The organism is Streptomyces sp. NPDC002144, assembly GCF_053593695.1.
On the sequence record NZ_JBSFDB010000003.1, the window covers coordinates 370,616 to 387,131 of the forward strand.

13 protein-coding genes are annotated in these 16,516 nt (G+C 70.7%); 6 read left to right on the forward strand and 7 right to left on the reverse strand.

Translation table 11 applies throughout. The features are described from left to right. Positions 1 to 3: 3 nt before the first annotated feature. The 3 genes from ACWCQ1_RS06675 to ACWCQ1_RS06685 form a co-directional block, all read right to left on the reverse strand. The gene (locus ACWCQ1_RS06675) at positions 4 to 822 is read right to left on the reverse strand and encodes an ABC transporter permease (RefSeq protein WP_451025991.1); all 819 of its coding nucleotides are present in this window, start codon (positions 820 to 822) and stop codon (positions 4 to 6) included. Positions 823 to 913: 91 nt separating this feature from the next. Beyond that, a complete protein-coding gene (locus tag ACWCQ1_RS06680; RefSeq protein WP_358595327.1) occupies positions 914 to 1,888 on the reverse strand; it encodes an ABC transporter ATP-binding protein in 975 nt (324 codons plus the stop codon). Positions 1,889 to 2,010: 122 nt separating this feature from the next. Next, positions 2,011 to 3,219 (reverse strand): NYN domain-containing protein, encoded by a 1,209-nt coding sequence (locus ACWCQ1_RS06685; RefSeq protein ID WP_133042825.1) that lies wholly within the window; start codon positions 3,217 to 3,219, stop codon positions 2,011 to 2,013. A 236-nt stretch (positions 3,220 to 3,455) separates the two neighbouring features. Here ACWCQ1_RS06685 and ACWCQ1_RS06690 point away from each other — a divergent pair, with 236 nt between their 5' ends. Beyond that, positions 3,456 to 3,620, forward strand: coding sequence for a hypothetical protein (locus ACWCQ1_RS06690; RefSeq protein ID WP_165954798.1), 165 nt, complete (start codon positions 3,456 to 3,458; stop codon positions 3,618 to 3,620). Between the two features lie 83 nt (positions 3,621 to 3,703). Here ACWCQ1_RS06690 and dnaE read toward each other — a convergent pair whose 3' ends face one another. Beyond that, positions 3,704 to 7,243, reverse strand: a complete 3,540-nt coding sequence (dnaE, locus tag ACWCQ1_RS06695) for a DNA polymerase III subunit alpha (protein WP_133042826.1) — start codon at positions 7,241 to 7,243, stop codon at positions 3,704 to 3,706. A gap of 203 nt (positions 7,244 to 7,446) precedes the next feature. On the opposite strand from dnaE, the gene ACWCQ1_RS06700 reads away from it, so the two are divergent. The 4 genes from ACWCQ1_RS06700 (at position 7,447) to ACWCQ1_RS06715 (ending at position 12,247) form a co-directional block, all read left to right on the forward strand. Beyond that, complete coding sequence (locus tag ACWCQ1_RS06700) at positions 7,447 to 8,772, forward strand: DUF2252 domain-containing protein (protein ID WP_358595160.1); 1,326 nt, start codon at positions 7,447 to 7,449, stop codon at positions 8,770 to 8,772. A gap of 77 nt (positions 8,773 to 8,849) precedes the next feature. Then, positions 8,850 to 9,542, forward strand: coding sequence for a hypothetical protein (locus tag ACWCQ1_RS06705; RefSeq protein ID WP_133042828.1), 693 nt, complete (start codon positions 8,850 to 8,852; stop codon positions 9,540 to 9,542). Positions 9,543 to 9,663: 121 nt separating this feature from the next. Further along, on the forward strand, positions 9,664 to 10,482 hold the full coding sequence (locus ACWCQ1_RS06710; protein ID WP_451025992.1) for a thioredoxin domain-containing protein: 819 nt from the start codon (positions 9,664 to 9,666) through the stop codon (positions 10,480 to 10,482). A gap of 94 nt (positions 10,483 to 10,576) precedes the next feature. Beyond that, positions 10,577 to 12,247: an alkaline phosphatase D family protein gene (locus tag ACWCQ1_RS06715; RefSeq protein ID WP_133042830.1), complete on the forward strand. Its 1,671-nt coding sequence runs from the start codon at positions 10,577 to 10,579 to the stop codon at positions 12,245 to 12,247. Positions 12,248 to 12,261: 14 nt separating this feature from the next. Here ACWCQ1_RS06715 and ACWCQ1_RS06720 read toward each other — a convergent pair whose 3' ends face one another. Then, positions 12,262 to 12,831, reverse strand: coding sequence for a dienelactone hydrolase family protein (locus tag ACWCQ1_RS06720; protein WP_133042831.1), 570 nt, complete (start codon positions 12,829 to 12,831; stop codon positions 12,262 to 12,264). A gap of 108 nt (positions 12,832 to 12,939) precedes the next feature. Here ACWCQ1_RS06720 and ACWCQ1_RS06725 point away from each other — a divergent pair, with 108 nt between their 5' ends. Then, the gene (locus ACWCQ1_RS06725) at positions 12,940 to 14,070 is read left to right on the forward strand and encodes a mechanosensitive ion channel family protein (RefSeq protein ID WP_133042832.1); all 1,131 of its coding nucleotides are present in this window, start codon (positions 12,940 to 12,942) and stop codon (positions 14,068 to 14,070) included. A 24-nt stretch (positions 14,071 to 14,094) separates the two neighbouring features. Here ACWCQ1_RS06725 and ACWCQ1_RS06730 read toward each other — a convergent pair whose 3' ends face one another. Together ACWCQ1_RS06730 and ACWCQ1_RS06735 are read right to left on the reverse strand one after the other, a co-directional pair. Beyond that, positions 14,095 to 14,835 carry an SDR family NAD(P)-dependent oxidoreductase gene (locus tag ACWCQ1_RS06730; protein WP_358595168.1) on the reverse strand — a complete coding sequence of 247 codons (741 nt, stop codon included), beginning with the start codon at positions 14,833 to 14,835 and terminating at the stop codon, positions 14,095 to 14,097. Between the two features lie 47 nt (positions 14,836 to 14,882). Next, complete coding sequence (locus ACWCQ1_RS06735) at positions 14,883 to 16,469, reverse strand: Na+/H+ antiporter (protein WP_451025993.1); 1,587 nt, start codon at positions 16,467 to 16,469, stop codon at positions 14,883 to 14,885. Positions 16,470 to 16,516 lie beyond the last annotated feature (47 nt).

Consider the following 16,516-nt stretch of genomic DNA (forward strand, 5'->3'; position numbering starts at 1 on the left):
GCGTCACCGGACGGCCGCCCGACGGTAGGCCCAGGTGGCCACGGCCAGCGAGACGACCCCGACCCCGGCGCACACGGCGAGGTCACCGGCCACGAACGCCCAGTCGGGATGCCCCCCGAACGTCCGCGCGAACGCCTCGACGCCGTAGGTGGATGGCAGCAGATCCCGCGCCAGCCGCACGATCTCCGGCATCCGGTCGGCGGGCAGCACACCCAGCAGCAGCGCGGCGGACATCCCCAACTGCCCCAGCAGCGTGGCGAGTTCCGGCCGGGGCGCGAGCAGTCCGAGGGCCGCCCCGAGCCCGGACAGGGCCGCCCCCGCCAGCGGGACCACCGCGGCCAGCACCCACAGATGCGCCAGCGGCAGCCCGAACAGCACGCACCCGAACACCGCGGTCACCACGGTCCCCGGCACGGTGAAGGAGGCGTACGCCCCCGCCGCGCCCAGCACCACGGCGGCCGGCGGCACCGGCAGCGTCGCGTAGTGGTCGAGTCCGCCGCTGGCCCGCAGCTGCCCGAAGTACTGTGCGAGGAGGTTCAGCGCGACGAAGGCCACGACGAGTACCGACGAGCCGGCGACCACCGACTCGGCCTCTCCGCCGCCGTCCACGACCCCCCGCATCAGGACCATGATCCCGATCGACTGGAAGGTCGCCACGAACAGCAGCGGGATCCGGGCGACCCGCGCGCGGGAGAGCTGCGCCCGGTAGACGGCGACCAGCGCCGGCCACATCCGCGCCCGCGGCCCCAGCTCGGCCGCGCGAGGCTCGCCCCCCTCCGCGCCCAGGGCGCCGGGCAGGACATCGGCGGGTACGACACTCACGTCGCGCTGCTCCCCTTCTCGCTCGGGCTCACTGAGGCAGTCTCCCGAAGGGTCCATACGGACGCCACCGTCCGCGCACTCACCAGGTCGCTCATGCCTTCACCAACCCCTGCTGCGCGGCGCCCCCCAGCGCCAGGTACACGTCCTCCAGGCTGGGCGTGGCCAGCGTGAAGTCGTCGAGCGCGGCGAAGGCGCTGCCGCCGGTGACCGTGGCCACGACCGCCCGCGCCTCCTCCGGCGCGAGCCGCAGCGTCCAGCGGCGCCCGGCCTCCACGGCCCGCTCCCGCAGCGCGGCGACCTCGGGGACGTACAGCGGCGCGGTCTCACGCCACACCAGTTCGACCCGGACCTCCCCGGCGACCTGCTCCTTGAGCCCGGCCGGGGTGTCGCAGGCGATCACCCTGCCCTGGTCGAGGACGGCGACCCGGTCGAGGACGGTCTCGGCCTCGATGACGTTGTGGGTGACGAGCAGCACGGTCGTGCCGCGCTCGGCCCGCCGCCGGTCCACGGCCGCCCACACCGCCCGCCGCGCCACCGGGTCCATCCCGGTGGTCGGCTCGTCGAGCACGAGCAGCGGCCGCTCCCCGACCAGCGCGGCGGCGAAGCACGCCAGCCGCCGCTGCCCCCCGGACAGCTTCTTCAACGGCCGCCCGGCGATGGCCGTGAGCCCCAGCTCCTCGAGTACGGCGTCCTTCTCGTCCCGCGCCTGCCGCCCCTCCAGGCCGCGCAGCCGTCCGGTCGTTTCGGCGGCCAGCGACACGGTGAGCTCGTCGAGCGCGCTGGACTCCTGGCCGAGGTAGGCGAGGATCCGCGCGGCCCGCTCCGGATGGCGCACGATGTCGTGCCCGAGGATCTCCACGCGCCCCGCGTCGGGCCGCATCAGCCCGGTCAGCTGGCGGACCAGCGTGGACTTGCCGGCCCCGTTCGGCCCGAGCAGCCCGAAGATCTCACCGCGGCGGATGTCCAGCCGTACGTCGTCGGTGGCCCGCACCGCCGGCGTGCCCGGCGCCCCGCGCCGCCCGCGCACCGCCGGATAGGTCTTGGTCAGCCCGCGCACCGCGCACACGACATCCCCACCGTGCCGAAGTGCCTGTGCCGCGCGCGTACTCACAAAGGACGAGGGTACGGGGTCGCCGCCGTCCGCCCGCTCTCGGGTTGGTCCAGGGCGGCACATCCACCGGTAAAGAACTACTCACCCGCGGGTGCGTGCTCGGCGGCCGTGCGGACGTCGATCTCCCGCCAGAACCCCGCCCGGATGGCGTAACGGTCGTGCTCGTCGATCTGGTCGTCCTTGTGCGCCAGCAGCCCGAAGCGGGCCGCGTAGCGCAGCAGCTCGCCGTCGATGCGGTGCGGGACGCGCGGGTACATGGCGGACAGCTTCTGCAGATGGCTCTGGTCCCCGAGCCGCTCCATCCACCGCCGCGCGAACACCTGTCCGACCTCGAACGGGTCCCCGCCGACCGTGGTGATGTCCTCCTCCCGGTCGGCCCAGCGCTGCTCGGCCGTCGTCAGCTGCGCCAGCGTCGGCATCGAGGCCACCTCGGGCGGCTCGGCCGCCGGCCGGTCCACCCAGCCCTTGTCGGAGGACCAGCGCAGCGTCGCGCTCGCGGGCTGCGGGGCCGGCTGCACCCCGGGCGCGCGCAGCGCGGCGAGGTCCTTCGGAGTGGGCACGCCCTTGGGCGCGGGGACCCGCTCCTGCCTGCCGTTCTCCACGGCGGCGGCCGGGGCGTGCTCGCTCTCCTCGGCGGACCGCTCGGCGGCACCGAGCGCGGACTCCGGCAGCGGCGCGGAGAGGATCGCGGCGATCTCGGGCCGGGGCGCGGGCGGCGGCGCGCACACCCCGCCGAGTTCCTTGGCCCGTACGGCCTTGGTGATCCAGGTCCGGTCCAGCACCCGCCGCTCGTCGGCCTCGGCGACCAGGTCCTCGGACTGGTTGTAGTCCCCGTCGGCCGCCTGCACGGCCCACAGGTGTACGGCCACCCCGTGCTCCTTGGCGGCCATCATGCCCGGCAGCAGATCGCCGTCGCCGGTGACCAGGACGATGTCGGAGCAGGCGCGGTTGCGGGCCAGCTCGGTGAGCTCGGCGTGCATGGCCGCGTCCACGCCCTTCTGCGCCCAGCGTCCGTCGCTGCGGGTCAACGCACCGAGCCGGACGGTGACGCGGGGCATCACCCGCAGCCGGCGGTGCTCGGGCTGGGGTACGCGGTCCGGGGCGCCGTCGAACCAGTAGATGCGCAGCAGGGGCCGCTCGGTGTCGGACTCGGCGCGCTCACGCAGCCCCTGGATGAGGGCGGTGTGGTCGACGGTGATGCGGGAGCGGGAGGGCTCCCCGGCAAGGAGACTGGCGGCGGCCCCCAGCAGATACCCGGCGTCCACCAGGACGATGCAGCGGTCCACGCGATCCACCCTCTTTCCGGGAGGTTTGCTTCGGGCTTCCTTCGAGTCTGCCCGACTACGGGGGGGTTAACGGCCCGAACTCGATCTTCGGCGTGGCGTTTCGGAGTGCGCAGCGGGTCCGCACTCCCCGACAAGCCATGTCACACACGGTAATTATCCGACATGCGCTTGTTGTCAGCCTATGTGAATCTGGTCCCGGCCCTGGCCCCTAGATCACCCACAGGAGGCAGATCACCATGGCCAAGAACAAGAAGCAGAACCGTAAGCAGCCGCAGTCCGAGCGCGGTCCGCAGCAGGCCGGGCAGATCCCCATGGAGTCGCCGGCCGAGCAGCACGTCCCGACGGTCACCCCGGGCGACATGGCCCGCAAGGGGCGGCAGAAGAGCTTCGGTCACAACTGACGCTGCGTAACGGGTTGTTGAGACCCAGGCACGACCGAGGGGCGCACCCGTGAAGGGGCGCCCCTCGCGCGTGGGTGCCGTGCTCAGCCGGCCAGGCAGGACGGGCCGAGCAGCACCTTGAGGTCACCGAAGAGTGCCGGGTCCGGCTTCACCCGGTGCCGGTCCAGTCGCAGCACCGTGGTCTTCGTCGGCCCCTGGAGCCTGATGCGGACCTCGCTGTCGCCCTTGTGGTGCGTGAGGATCTCGCCGAGGCGGCTGACCATCGGCGGGGTGACCCGGGTGGCCGGGATGGTGAGGATCACCGGCGCGTTGGTGCCCGCGTTGGACAGGTCGGGCACCTGCAGCTCCATCGCGACCAGCCGCGGCACGTCCTCGCGCTTGTCGAGCCGGCCCTTGACGAACACCACGGCGTCCTCGACGAGTTGGGTCGACACCAGCTGGTAGGTCGCCGGGAAGAACATGCACTCGATGGAGCCGGCGAGGTCCTCGACGGTCGCGATCGCCCAGGCGTTGCCCTGCTTGGTCATCTTGCGCTGCAGACCCGAGATGATGCCGCCGATGGTGACGACCGCTCCGTCCGCGTGCTCCCCGCCGGTGAGCTGGGCGATGCCCGCGTCGGCCTTGTCGGACAGCACGTGCTCCAGGCCGAACAGAGGGTGGTCGGAGACGTACAGACCGAGCATCTCCCGCTCCTGGGCGAGCAGATAGGTCTTGTCCCACTCCTCGGTGGTGAACTCGACGTCGAGCCCGAACCCGGGCTCGCTGGAGTCCTCCTCGCCCATCCCGCCGAAGAGGTCGAACTGCCCTTCCGCCTCCTTGCGCTTGACCGCGACCACGTTGTCGATCATCGGCTCGTACTGGGCGGTGAGTCCCTTGCGGGTGTGGCCGAGCGAGTCGAACGCGCCCGCCTTGATGAGCGATTCCGTGGTCCGCTTGTTGCAGGCGGCGGCGTCGATCTTGTCCAGGTAGTCGGGGAAGGAGGCGAACTTCCCCTTCGCCTTGCGCGCCCTGATGATCGAGTCGACCACGCCGGTACCGACGTTGCGCACGGCCTCCAGGCCGAAGAGGATCACGTCGTCGCCCTGGGCGGCGAAGTTGTGCACCGACTCGTTGACGTTCGGCGGGAGCACCTTGATGCCCATGCGGCGGCACTCGTTGAGGTAGACCGCCGACTTGTCCTTGTCGTCCTTGACGGAGGTCAGCAGCGCCGCCATGTACTCGGCCGGGTAGTTCGCCTTGAGGTAGGCGGTCCAGTAGGAGACCAGTCCGTACGCGGCCGAGTGGGCCTTGTTGAAGGCGTAGCCGGCGAAGGGCACCAGCACGTCCCACAGGGCCTGGATGGCCTCGTCGCTGTAGCCGTTCTTCTGGGCGCCGGCCTGGAAGATGGTGAAGTTCTTGGCGAGCTCGTCGGGCTTCTTCTTGCCCATCACGCGGCGGAGGATGTCGGCCTCGCCGAGCGAGTAGCCGGCGATGATCTGCGCGGCCTTCTGCACCTGCTCCTGATAGACGATCAGGCCGTAGGTGACGTCCAGGACCTCCCTGAGGGGCTCCTCCAGCTCGGGGTGGATCGGGGTGATCTCCTGGAGCTTGTTCTTGCGCAGCGCGTAGTTGGTGTGCGAGTCCATGCCCATCGGGCCCGGACGGTAGAGCGCGGAGACGGCGGAGATGTCCTCGAAGTTGTCCGGCTTCATCAGACGCAGCAGCGAGCGCATGGGGCCGCCGTCGAACTGGAAGACGCCGAGGGTCTCGCCGCGCTGGAGGAGTTCGAAGGTCTTGGGGTCGTCCAGCGGGAGGCTCAGCAGCTCCAGGTCGATGCCCTTGTTGGACTTCACCATCTTGACGGCGTCGTCCATGATCGTCAGGTTGCGCAGGCCGAGGAAGTCCATCTTCAGCAGGCCGAGCGACTCGCAGCTCGGGTAGTCCCACTGCGTGATGGTCACGCCGTCGGTGTGCCGCACCCAGACCGGCACGTGCTCGGTGATGGTCTCGCTGGACATGATCACGCCGGCGGCGTGCACGCCCATCTGCCGGACCAGGCCCTCGACGCCCTTGGCGGTGTCGATGACCTTCTTCACGTCCGGTTCGTTCTCGTACATGGCGCGCACCTCGCCCGCCTCCGAGTACCGGGGGTGCGAGGGGTCGGTGATGCCGTTGAGGTCGATGCCCTTGCCGAGGACGTCGGCGGGCATGGCCTTGGTGATGCGGTCGCCCATCGCGTACGGGTAACCCAGCACGCGCGCGGAGTCCTTGATCGCGTTCTTCGCCTTGATCTTGCCGTAGGTGCCGATCATGGCGACCTTGTCGGCGCCGTATTTCTCGGTCACGTACCTGATCACCTCGACGCGCCTGCGCTCGTCGAAGTCGATGTCGACGTCGGGCATGGAGATGCGCTCGGGGTTGAGGAACCGCTCGAAGATCAGGCCGTGCGGGATGGGGTCGAGGTCGGTGATGCCCATGGCGTACGCGACGATCGAGCCGGCCGCGGAGCCTCGGCCGGGGCCGACCGCGATGCCGTTGTTCTTGGCCCACATGATGAAGTCGGCGACGACGAGGAAGTAGCCGGGGAAGCCCATCGAGATGATGACGTCCATCTCGTACTCGGCCTGCTTCTGGCGGTCCTCGGGGATGCCGCCGGGGAAGCGGCGCTCCATGCCGCGGCGGACCTCCTCCTTGAACCAGGTGACCTCGGTGTAGCCCTCGGGGATGTCGAACTTCGGCATGAGGTTCTTGGCCTCGAACATGCCGTCGGTGTCGACCATCTCGGCGATCAGGAGGGTGTTGCGGCAGCCCTCCTGCCAGGCGTCCGAGGAGTCGATGGCATACATCTCGTCCGTGGACTTCAGGTAGTAGCCGGTGCCGTCGAACTTGAAGCGGTCGGGGTCGGAGAGGTTCTTGCCGGTCTGGATGCACAGCAGGGCGTCGTGGGCGGTCGCCTCGTGCGCGTAGGTGTAGTGCGAGTCGTTGGTGACCAGCGGGGGGATGCCGAGCTTCCGGCCGATCTCCAGCAGACCGTCGCGGACCCGGTGCTCGATGTCGATGCCGTGGTCCATCAGCTCCAGGAAGTAGCGGTCCTTGCCGAAGATGTCCTGGTAGTCGGCGGCCGCCTTGAGGGCCTCCTCCTCCTGGCCCAGGCGCAGCCGGGTCTGCACCTCGCCGGAGGGGCAGCCGGTGGAGGCGACGATCCCCTCGGACCACTGGGAGATGGTCTCCTTGTCCATCCGCGGCCACTTCTGCAGCCAGCCCTCGGCGTAGGCGTCCGAGGAGAGGCGGAAGAGGTTGTGCAGACCCGTCGAGTTCACGGCCCACATGGTCTTGTGGGTGTAACCGCCGGAACCCGAGACGTCGTCCCGCTTCTGGTGCGGCTGGCCCCACTGGATCTTGCGCTTGTTGCGCCGGGACTCCGGGGCGACATAGGCCTCGATGCCGATGATCGGGGTGACCCCGGCCTTCTTCGCGGAGTGGAAGAAGTCGTACGCCCCGTGGAGGTTGCCGTGGTCGGACATGGCGATGTGCGTCATGCCCATCTCGTTGCAGGCGTTGAACATGTCCTTGAGCCGCGCGGCACCGTCCAGCAGCGAGTACTGGGTGTGGACGTGCAGGTGCGTGAACGGCGGCTTTGACACGGTGGAGCCTCCAGAGGAAACGGTGGACGACGGGCCGGCGACAGTCCTGGGGTCAGCGTCGAAGTCTATGCCCCGGCACTGACAATCCGAGGGCTCCCCCGCGTACCTTCACAGCGGGGGTCGCGGGCACTTCCGCGACCCGCCGCCCGTTGAAGCGGCAGACACGCTGTCGCACCCGTCCATGCACCAGGAGGCATCCCGCGATGTCGGTTCCCCAGCTCAACGACGAGCAGCGCGGCGAGGAGATCCTCGCCGTCTTCGACACCGCCTTCGGCGAGCTCCTGGCCGCCGATCCGGCCGCGTTCCGGGTGAAGTTCCGCAAGATGGCGGCTTCCGCGTTCGCGTTCTACCGGGGCACCGCGTGCCTCTTCTACCACGACCTCGACGCCGACAAGCGGGGCGGTCCGTACCTGGACGAGCGCACCTCGCGCGTGTGGATCCACGGCGACCTGCACGCGGAGAACTTCGGCACGTACATGGACTCCAACGGCCGTCTGGTGTTCAACGTCAACGACTTCGACGAGGCCTACGTCGGTCCGTTCACCTGGGACCTGAAGCGCTTCTCCGCCTCCGTCGCGCTGATCGGGTACGCGAAGGCGCTCAGCGACGACCAGATCAGCGAGCTGGTGCGGGTGTACGCGGGCGCGTACCGCGAGCGGATCCACGCGCTGGCGACCGGCGCCAAGAGCGACGAGGTGCCGCCGTTCACCCTGGACACCGCGGAGGGCCCGCTGCTGGGCGCCCTGCGCGCGGCCCGTTCGCTGACCCGCTTCGAGCTGCTGGACTCGATGACGGAGATCCGTGACTTCGAGCGCCGCTTCGCCCCGGGCGGCGGCTCCATCGAGCTGGACGCGGCCACCCGCTACAAGGTCCTGGCGGCCTTCGACGGCTACCTGGAGACGCTGCCGGACTCCTCGCTGGCCCGCCCCGACTCCTACCGGGTCAAGGACGTGGTGGGCCGGCGCGGCATCGGCATCGGGTCGGCCGGGCTGCCGTCGTACAACATCCTTCTCGAGGGGCACAGCGACGCCCTGGAGAACGACGTGGTGATCTACATCAAGCAGGCCCAGACCCCGGCCGTCTCCCGGCACATCACCGACCCGGCGATCCGGGACTACTTCCAGCACGAGGGCCACCGCACGGTGATCTCCCAGCGCGCCCTTCAGGCGCACGCGGACCCGTGGCTGGGCTGGACCGAGCTGGACGGCGCGGGCCAGCTGGTGGCGGAGGTCTCGCCGTACGCGGTCGACCTGGACTGGGGCGACATCGACGACCCGGAGGAGATCGCGGCGGTCGTCGCCGACCTCGGCCGGGCGACGGCGACCATGCACGCGGCGGCGGACGACACCTCCGGCGAGTCCCTGGTGCCGTTCTCCACCGAGCGGGCCATCGACGCGGCGATCGCGGCGGACGAGGACGGCTTCGCGGACCTCCTGGTCGGCTTCGCGCACGACTACGGCGCACGCGCGCGTACCGACCACCAGATCTTCGTGGACCTGTTCCGCAACGGGCGGATCCCGGGTCTCTAACAGTCCGGCACAGTCCGTCATCTCACAGGGACCTTTTAAGGGTCCCTTACCGGAGCACGTGACACACTCTCCACGCTATGGACATCTCCGGGACCCGACTCAGAGCGCTGCGCGCGGCGCTGTTCACGGCACTCGTAGTGACGCTCAGCACCGCGTCGCACGTGCTGCTGTCACGGGTCCCGCTGCCGCTGAACACGGTGGCCGCGCTCGCCGCCGCCGTGTTCGCGGTCTCCTACGCGCTGGCCGGCCGTGAGCGCGGCTTCTTGCCGATCGCCGGTCTGCTGATCCCGCTGGAGCTGGCCGCCGACACCATCCTCACCACCGGCCAGCACGTCTGCTACGGCCGCGCGGGCGGCCCGGTCGCCGGCCCCCTGGCCTCGGTCGGCTGGGACGTGCTGTGCGGCAGCAACACCCAGGTCGGCACCCCGCTGGCGCAGGTCACCGGCGCGGACCCCGACCGCCTCGCGGCGCTGCTCGCGCACGCCGACCCGGCCACCGCCTGGCTGCTGCTCGGCGCCCATGTCGGCGTCGGACTGCTCGCCGCCGCCTGGCTGCGCCGCGGCGAGCGGGCGCTGGCCCAGCTGCTGTGCGCGGTGGCCGCCACGACCTTCCGGCCGCTGCTGCTGGCGGTCGCCGCCGTCACCGTCCGCCCGGCCTCGACGGTACGGCGCCTGGGCCGCCCCGAGCTCGCCCCGGCCGTCGTGCGCGACCGGCTCCTCGTGCACTCCCTGGGCCGACGCGGACCACCGCTGCCGCTCGCCCTCGCCTGACATCCGGTGCCGACGGCGCCCGTCGCCCCTCACGAGCACCGAGCACGAGCACTGAGCACGAGCAGTCCCCCACACGTATCCCGCGCACGACATATGCGCGTCCCACATGGAGAACACCAACATGAGCAAGCGGAACACCCAGGCGGCCAAGACGGCGGCCCGGGAGCGGCTGCGCCAGGAGCGCGAGCGTCAGGCCAAGCGGGCCAAGGCGAAGCGGCAGATCATCGTCGCCGGCTCGATCGTCGCCGTCCTCGCGGCGGCAGGCGGCATCGGCTACGCGGTCGTCCAGGCCAACAAGCCCAGCTACTGGGCGGGCCTGAAGGACGCCAAGGTGGTGGCCCCGGCCAACACGACCGGCACCAAGGGCACCACCGTCGCCATAGGCAAGGCCGACGCGAAGAAGACCCTCAAGGTCTACGAGGACCCGCGCTGCCCGGTCTGCGCCCAGTTCGAGCAGACCGTCGGCTCGACCGTGATCAAGGACATCGACAGCGGCAAGTTCAAGATCCAGTACATCGGTGGCACGTTCATCGACGACAAGGACAACGGACAGGGCTCCAAGAACGCGCTGAGCGCCCTGGGTGCCGCGCTGAACGTCAGCGACGACGCGTTCCTCGCGTACAAGACCGCCCTGTACTCGACGAAGTGGCACCCGGACGAGACGACCGACAAGTTCAAGGACGACAGCTACCTCATCAAGGTCGCCCAGACCGTGCCCGCCCTGAAGGACAACACCAAGTTCCAGGACGCGGTGAAGAAGGGCACGTACGACGCCTGGGCGATGGCCATGTCGAAGACCTTCGACGACAACAAGGACGGCGTGACCGGCACGCCGAGCTTCGTCATGAACGGCAAGATGCTCACGGCCGACAGCCAGGGCAACCCGCCGATGACGGTGGAGCAGTTCAACCAGGTGGTGGGGGCGGCCCTCAAGGCCTGATCCCGGGGTCGGTGAACGACCTCCGAGGGAAGAGCGGGCGAACTTTTGCGAGTTCGCCCGCTCTCGCGCGTACCGGTCAGTAACCTGTTCGCCCGTGACCAGTCGATACAGATCATCCGAGGCGTCCCAGGACCTCAACTCGCGCTCGCCCCGCCGCCGTACGGTCGTCAAGGCCGCGGCGGCGACGGCTGTTCTGGCCGGCCCGCTCGCCGCAGCCCTGCCCGCCCGGGCCGCCGCCGACACCCCGCAGTTCCTGCACGGCGTCGCCTCCGGCGATCCGCTGCCCGACGGCGTCCTGCTGTGGACCCGGGTGACGCCCACCGCCGAGGCGGTGCCCGGTTCGGGGCTCGGCCCGGACACCCAGGTGAGCTGGGTGGTGGCCCGGGACAAGGCGTTCACGACGATCGTCGCCAAGGGCTCGACCACGGCGACCGCCGCCTCCGACCACACCGTGAAGGCGGACATACGGGGCCTGGAGCCGGCCACCGACTACTGGTTCCGCTTCTCGGCCGGCGGCACGGACTCCCCCGCCGCCCGCACCCGCACCGCGCCCGCCGCCGACGCGGCCGTCACCGGCCTGCGCTTCGGCGTGGTCTCCTGCGCCAACTGGGAGGGCGGTTACTTCGCCTCGTACCGCCATCTCGCGGCACGCGGCGACCTGGACGCCTGGCTGCATCTCGGCGACTACATCTACGAGTACAAGTCCGGCGAGTACGCGGCCCGCGGCACGGTCGTACGGCCGCACGCGCCGGCCAACGAGATCCTCACGCTCGCCGACTACCGCACCCGGCACGGCAGGTACAAGACCGACCCGGACCTGCAGGCGCTGCACGCGAAGGCGCCGGTCGTCGCGATCTGGGACGACCACGAGTTCGCCGACAACGCTTGGTCCGGCGGCGCGGTCAACCACACCGAGGGCGCCGAGGGCACCTGGACCGACCGCAAGGCGGCCGCCAAGCAGGCCTACTTCGAGTGGATGCCGGTGCGCCCGGCGATCGCGGGCACCACGTACCGCCGGCTGCGTTTCGGGAAGCTCGCCGACCTGTCCCTGCTGGACCTGCGCTCCTTCCGCTCCCAGCAGGCCACCTCCGGCTCCGGTTCGGTTGACGACCCGGACCGCACGATCACCGGCCGCGCCCAACTCGACTGGCTGAAGGCCGGGCTGAAGGCCTCCGACACCACCTGGCGGCTGGTCGGCAACTCGGTGATGATCGCGCCGTTCGTCGTCGGCTCGCTCTCCGCCGACCTCCTCAAGCCGCTCGCCAAGCTCCTCGGACTGCCGCAGGAGGGCCTCGCGGTCAACACCGACCAGTGGGACGGCTACACCGACGACCGGCGCGAACTGCTCGCCCATCTGACCTCGAACGCCATCCGCAACACCGTGTTCCTGACCGGTGACATCCACATGGCGTGGGCCAACGACGTGCCGGTGGACGCCGGTACGTACCCGCTGTCGGCCTCCGCCGCCACCGAGTTCGTCGTGACGTCGGTGACCTCCGACAACCTCGACGACATCGTGAAGGTCCCCGAGGGCACGGTCTCCGCGATCGCCTCACCGGTCATCCGCGCCGCCAACCGGCACGTCCACTGGGTCGACACCGACCGCCACGGCTACGGCGTCCTGGACATCACCGCCGATCGCGCGCAGATGGACTACTACGTCCTGTCCGACCGCACGGACAAGAACGCGACCTCGTCCTGGGAGCGTTCGTACCGCACCCGCAGCGGCACGCAGAAGGTCGAGCGGACGTACGACCCAGTCTGAGCAGACCCGTCCGATCAGAGCGTTTCGAGGAAGCCGAGCGCCACCCTCCAGGTGGCCTCGGCGGCCTCCTCGTCGTAGTCCGGCAGTTCGGGGTCGGTGTAGACATGGCCGGCACCGGCGTACCGGTAGATCTCCACGTCCGCGCCCGCTTTGCGCATCTGCAGATACCAGGCGCTCAGCCAGTCGTCCGTCTCGAACGGGTCCGGCTCGGCCACGTGCAGCTGGACCGGCAGATCGTCCACCGACGCGTTCGGCGCGATGTCCGAGGTCCCGTGCAGGAGCAGCAGCCCACGGGCCTTCTCGTCGCCGAGGGCGAGGGTCTGCGCGACGGAGGCGCCGAGCGAGAACCCGGCATACACCAGGCCCCTCTCGGAGTAGGGCGCGGCGGCCAGCACGGCTCTTCTGAGCAGCTCGTCCTTGCCGATCCGGTCCTTGAAGGCCATGCCCTCCTCCACCGTCTCGAACGTACGCCCCTCGAAGAGGTCCGGGGTCCACACCTCGTGTCCGGCACCGCGCAGCCGGTCCGCGGCCAGGCGCACCCCGGGCCTGAGGCCGTAGGTCGAGTGAAAGAGCATGATGTTCATGAGGCCCATGGTGCCAGCCGGCACTGACAACGCCCCGCGACCGCCGTACCCCTTTCGCGCCGGAAGTCACATGTTCATGACCCCGGAGAGCCGGTTAGGTTCGGAGGCATGGAGAACGTACTCCGCCCGCTGATCGTGATCGGCGGCTCGGTCGTCCTCACGCTCGTGATCGGCTGGGCCACCGACCAGTTGCTGCGCAAGGCCGACGGACGGCACAGCGAGACCCCGCTGTGGGGTCTGCTGCGCCGTGGCCGCATCCCCTACCAGCTCGTGCTCTGCGCGGCCATGCTCAGAGGCTCCTACGACGAGGCCCGGCTGCTGCGCGAACACCGGGTCGCCGTGGGCCAGTTCCTGACCCTGGTGCTGATCGGGGCGGCGGCCTGGCTGGTGATCCGGATCGCGGCGGCGATAGTCGAGACCTCCTACAGCCGGTACGCCCGCGCCCACCACGACGCCGCCCGGGTCCGCCGGGTGCGCACCCAGGTGTCGCTGATCATGCGCGTGGTCGCGGCGATCGTCGGCGTGGTGGCCGTGGCCGCGATGCTGCTGACGTTCCCCGCGATGCGCGCGGCCGGTGCCTCGCTGCTGGCCTCGGCCGGCATCCTCGGCATCGTCGCCGGTGTCGCCGCCCAGTCGACGCTGGGCAACATGTTCGCGGGTCTGCAGATCGCCTTCGGCGACATGGTGCGGCTCGGCGACACCGTGGTGGTGGACGGCGAGTGGGGCACGGTCGAGGAGATCACCCTGACGTTCCTGACCGTGCGGACGTGGGACGAGCGCCGGATCACCATGCCGGTGTCGTACTTCACCTCCAAGCCGTTCGAGAACTGGTCGCGCGGCAGCAACCAGATGACGGGCATCGTCTACTGGCACCTGGACCACTCGGCGCCCGTCGAGGCGATGCGGGAGCGGCTGCGGGACATCCTGCGCGAGTGCCCGGCCTGGGACGGCCGCGCCCACAACCTCGTGGTCACCGACTCCACGCCCAACACCATCCAGGTCCGCGCCCTGGTCACGGCGAAGGACGCGGACGACATCTGGACGGTACGAGTGGCGGTGCGCGAGCAGATGCTCAGCTGGCTGTGCGCGGAGCACCCGTACGCGCTGCCCCGCGTCAACACGGCGGACGCCGTGCTGCCGCCGAGCCGGCCCGCCCTCGACGACCACCTGGACGGCCGTGTGAACGGGCATCTCGACGGCCACCGCGACGCCGCCGCGGCGCGCCGCGCGCGCGAGTAGCCGAACAGCGGGCGCCGCGCGGGCTCAGTGCCCGCGCTCGGCGCCCCCGTTGACCTGGATCACCTGCGAGGTGACGTGCGCCGCGCCCGGTGAGGCCAGCCAGTGCAGGGTCGAGGCGACGTCGCCGGGGGTGCCGGCGCGCTTGTCGAGCGTGTCGGCGACGAGCCGCTCACGCCGGGCCGGGTCGATGGCGGGCCCGAAGAACTCGGTGTCCTCGATGTAGCCGGGCGCGACCACGTTCGCGGTGATCCCGCGCGGCCCGAGCTCCCGCGCCAGGTCATGGGCGTACGGGTGCAACGCGGCCTTGGCACCCCCGTACGCCCCGCTTCCTGAGCCCCGGTAGGCGGCGATGGAGCTGACGAACAGCACTCGTCCACCCGGGGAGGCGAGCCGGTCCTTGAGGGCCTCGGTGAGCAGGGCGGCGGTCAGGGTGTTGATCCGGAAGTTGACGGTCCAGTTGTGCGCGACCCGGTCGAGCGGGTCCTCGCTCCCGGCCGGGGGCTCCAGTTGCCCGGTGCCGCCGGCGCCGTGGATCAGCACGTCCACGGTCCCGAACTCCTCCGCCACGAACTCCGCGACCCCGCGCACGGCGGCGGTGTCGGCCAGGTCGGCGGCGTACGTCGACGCCCCCGGCACATCGGCCTTCCGCAGGACCTCCTCCCGCCGCCCGAGCAGCAGGACGCGGTCACCCTCCGCCGCGAACACCCGCGCCGCCGCGAGCCCGATTCCCGTACCTCCGCCACTGATCACCACATTGCGAGCCATGATCCGACCCTACGCATGCGCAGCCCGGCGCGCGCAACCGTTTCCGGTCAGCGCAGGCTGCGTACGTCGAGATGGCGCAGCACCCGGTCCACGATCTCCGGGTCCGCCCCGGGCTCGCTGCGCGCGGCCATCACCTCGTGCCGTGCGGCGCTCAGCAGCTCGCCCTGGATCCGCCGCATCCGCTTGAGCCGGCGCACCCGCATCTCGTGCGCCTCGCGCCGTTCCTCCTCGCCCATGTCCGGGCTGATCCGCACGCCGATCTCCAGGGCCCGCCGCAGCATCTGCTCCGCCAGCTCGTCCGGCAGGTCCTCGACCTCCTCGATCTCCTTGAGCCTGCGTTTGGCGGCCTTGGCGGCGCGTACGGCGAGTTCCTTCTCGAACTCCTTCTCGTGCTCGGTGTCGGCCTGCACCCCGAGCCTCCTCACCAGCCAGGGCAGGGTCAGGCCCTGCAGCACCAGCGTGCCCATGATCACGCCGAAGGCGATGAAGACGATCTCGTCCCGGTCGGGGAAGGCCGAACCGTCATCCGTGGTCAGGGGGATCGCGAGCGCCAGCGCCACCGAGGCCACGCCCCGCATCCCGGACCACCACATCACGATGGTCTCGCGCCAGCCCATCGGGATGTCCTCGTCGTGGTCCCGTCTGGCGTGCAGCCGTTTGGTGAGCCAGGTCGCCGGGAGCAGCCAGGTGAGCCGGACCAGCACCACCACGGCGAGCACCGCCGCCGCCCAGCCGAGCATCTCGCCCCACCGTCCGGACGCGGTGCGGATCGCGTTGTGCAGCTCCAGGCCGATCAGCCCGAAGGCGACCCCGGTGACGAGCGTGTCGACGATGTCCCAGAAGGTGTGCCCGGCCAGCCGGGTCATCACGTCGTCGGGGTCGGACGCGTACTCCGCGAGGAAGAGCGCGGTGGTGAGCACGGCCAGCACCCCGGAACCGTGCAACTCCTCGGCCAGCACGTAGGAGGCGTACGGCACGAGCAGCGTCAGGCCGACCTGCAGGGTGGCGTCGCCGAGCACGTCGAGGAGCCTGTTGGCGCCCCAGCCGAGGGCGACGCCTATCGCGACGGCGACCACGGCGGACAGCACCAGGTCGAGGGCGGCGCGGCCCGTGTGGAACTCGCCGCTCACCGCGGCGGCGACCGCGACGTGGTAGAGCACGATCGCCGTGACGTCGTTGAACAGGCCCTCGCCCTCCAGGATGGACACCAGACGGCGGGGCAGGCCCAGTTGGCCCGCGACCGCGGTCGCCGCGACCGGGTCGGGCGGCGCGACCAGGGCGCCGAGCGCGACGGCGGCGGCGACGGGCAGTCCCGGCACGATGGCGTGGGCCATGACGGCCACGCAGAGGGTGGTGACGAAGACCAGCGCCACGGCCAGCAGGAAGATCGGCCGGCGGTTCGCCGCGAACTGCCGCCAGGACGTGCGGCGCACCGCCGCGTACAGCAGGGGCGGCAGCAGCAGCGGCAGGATCAGCTCGGGCGGGACGTTCACGTTCGGCACGAAGTCGGCCACCGCGAGGGCTACCCCGAGCAGGGTCATCAGCACCGGCGCCGGCACCCCGAACCGGTCCCCCAGCGGGACGCTCAGCACGGCCCCGAGCAACAGGACGAACAACAGGGCCAACTGATCCACGGTCAGTGCTCCGGGAGGATCGACGGACGGGAGGCGGACTTCAAGCC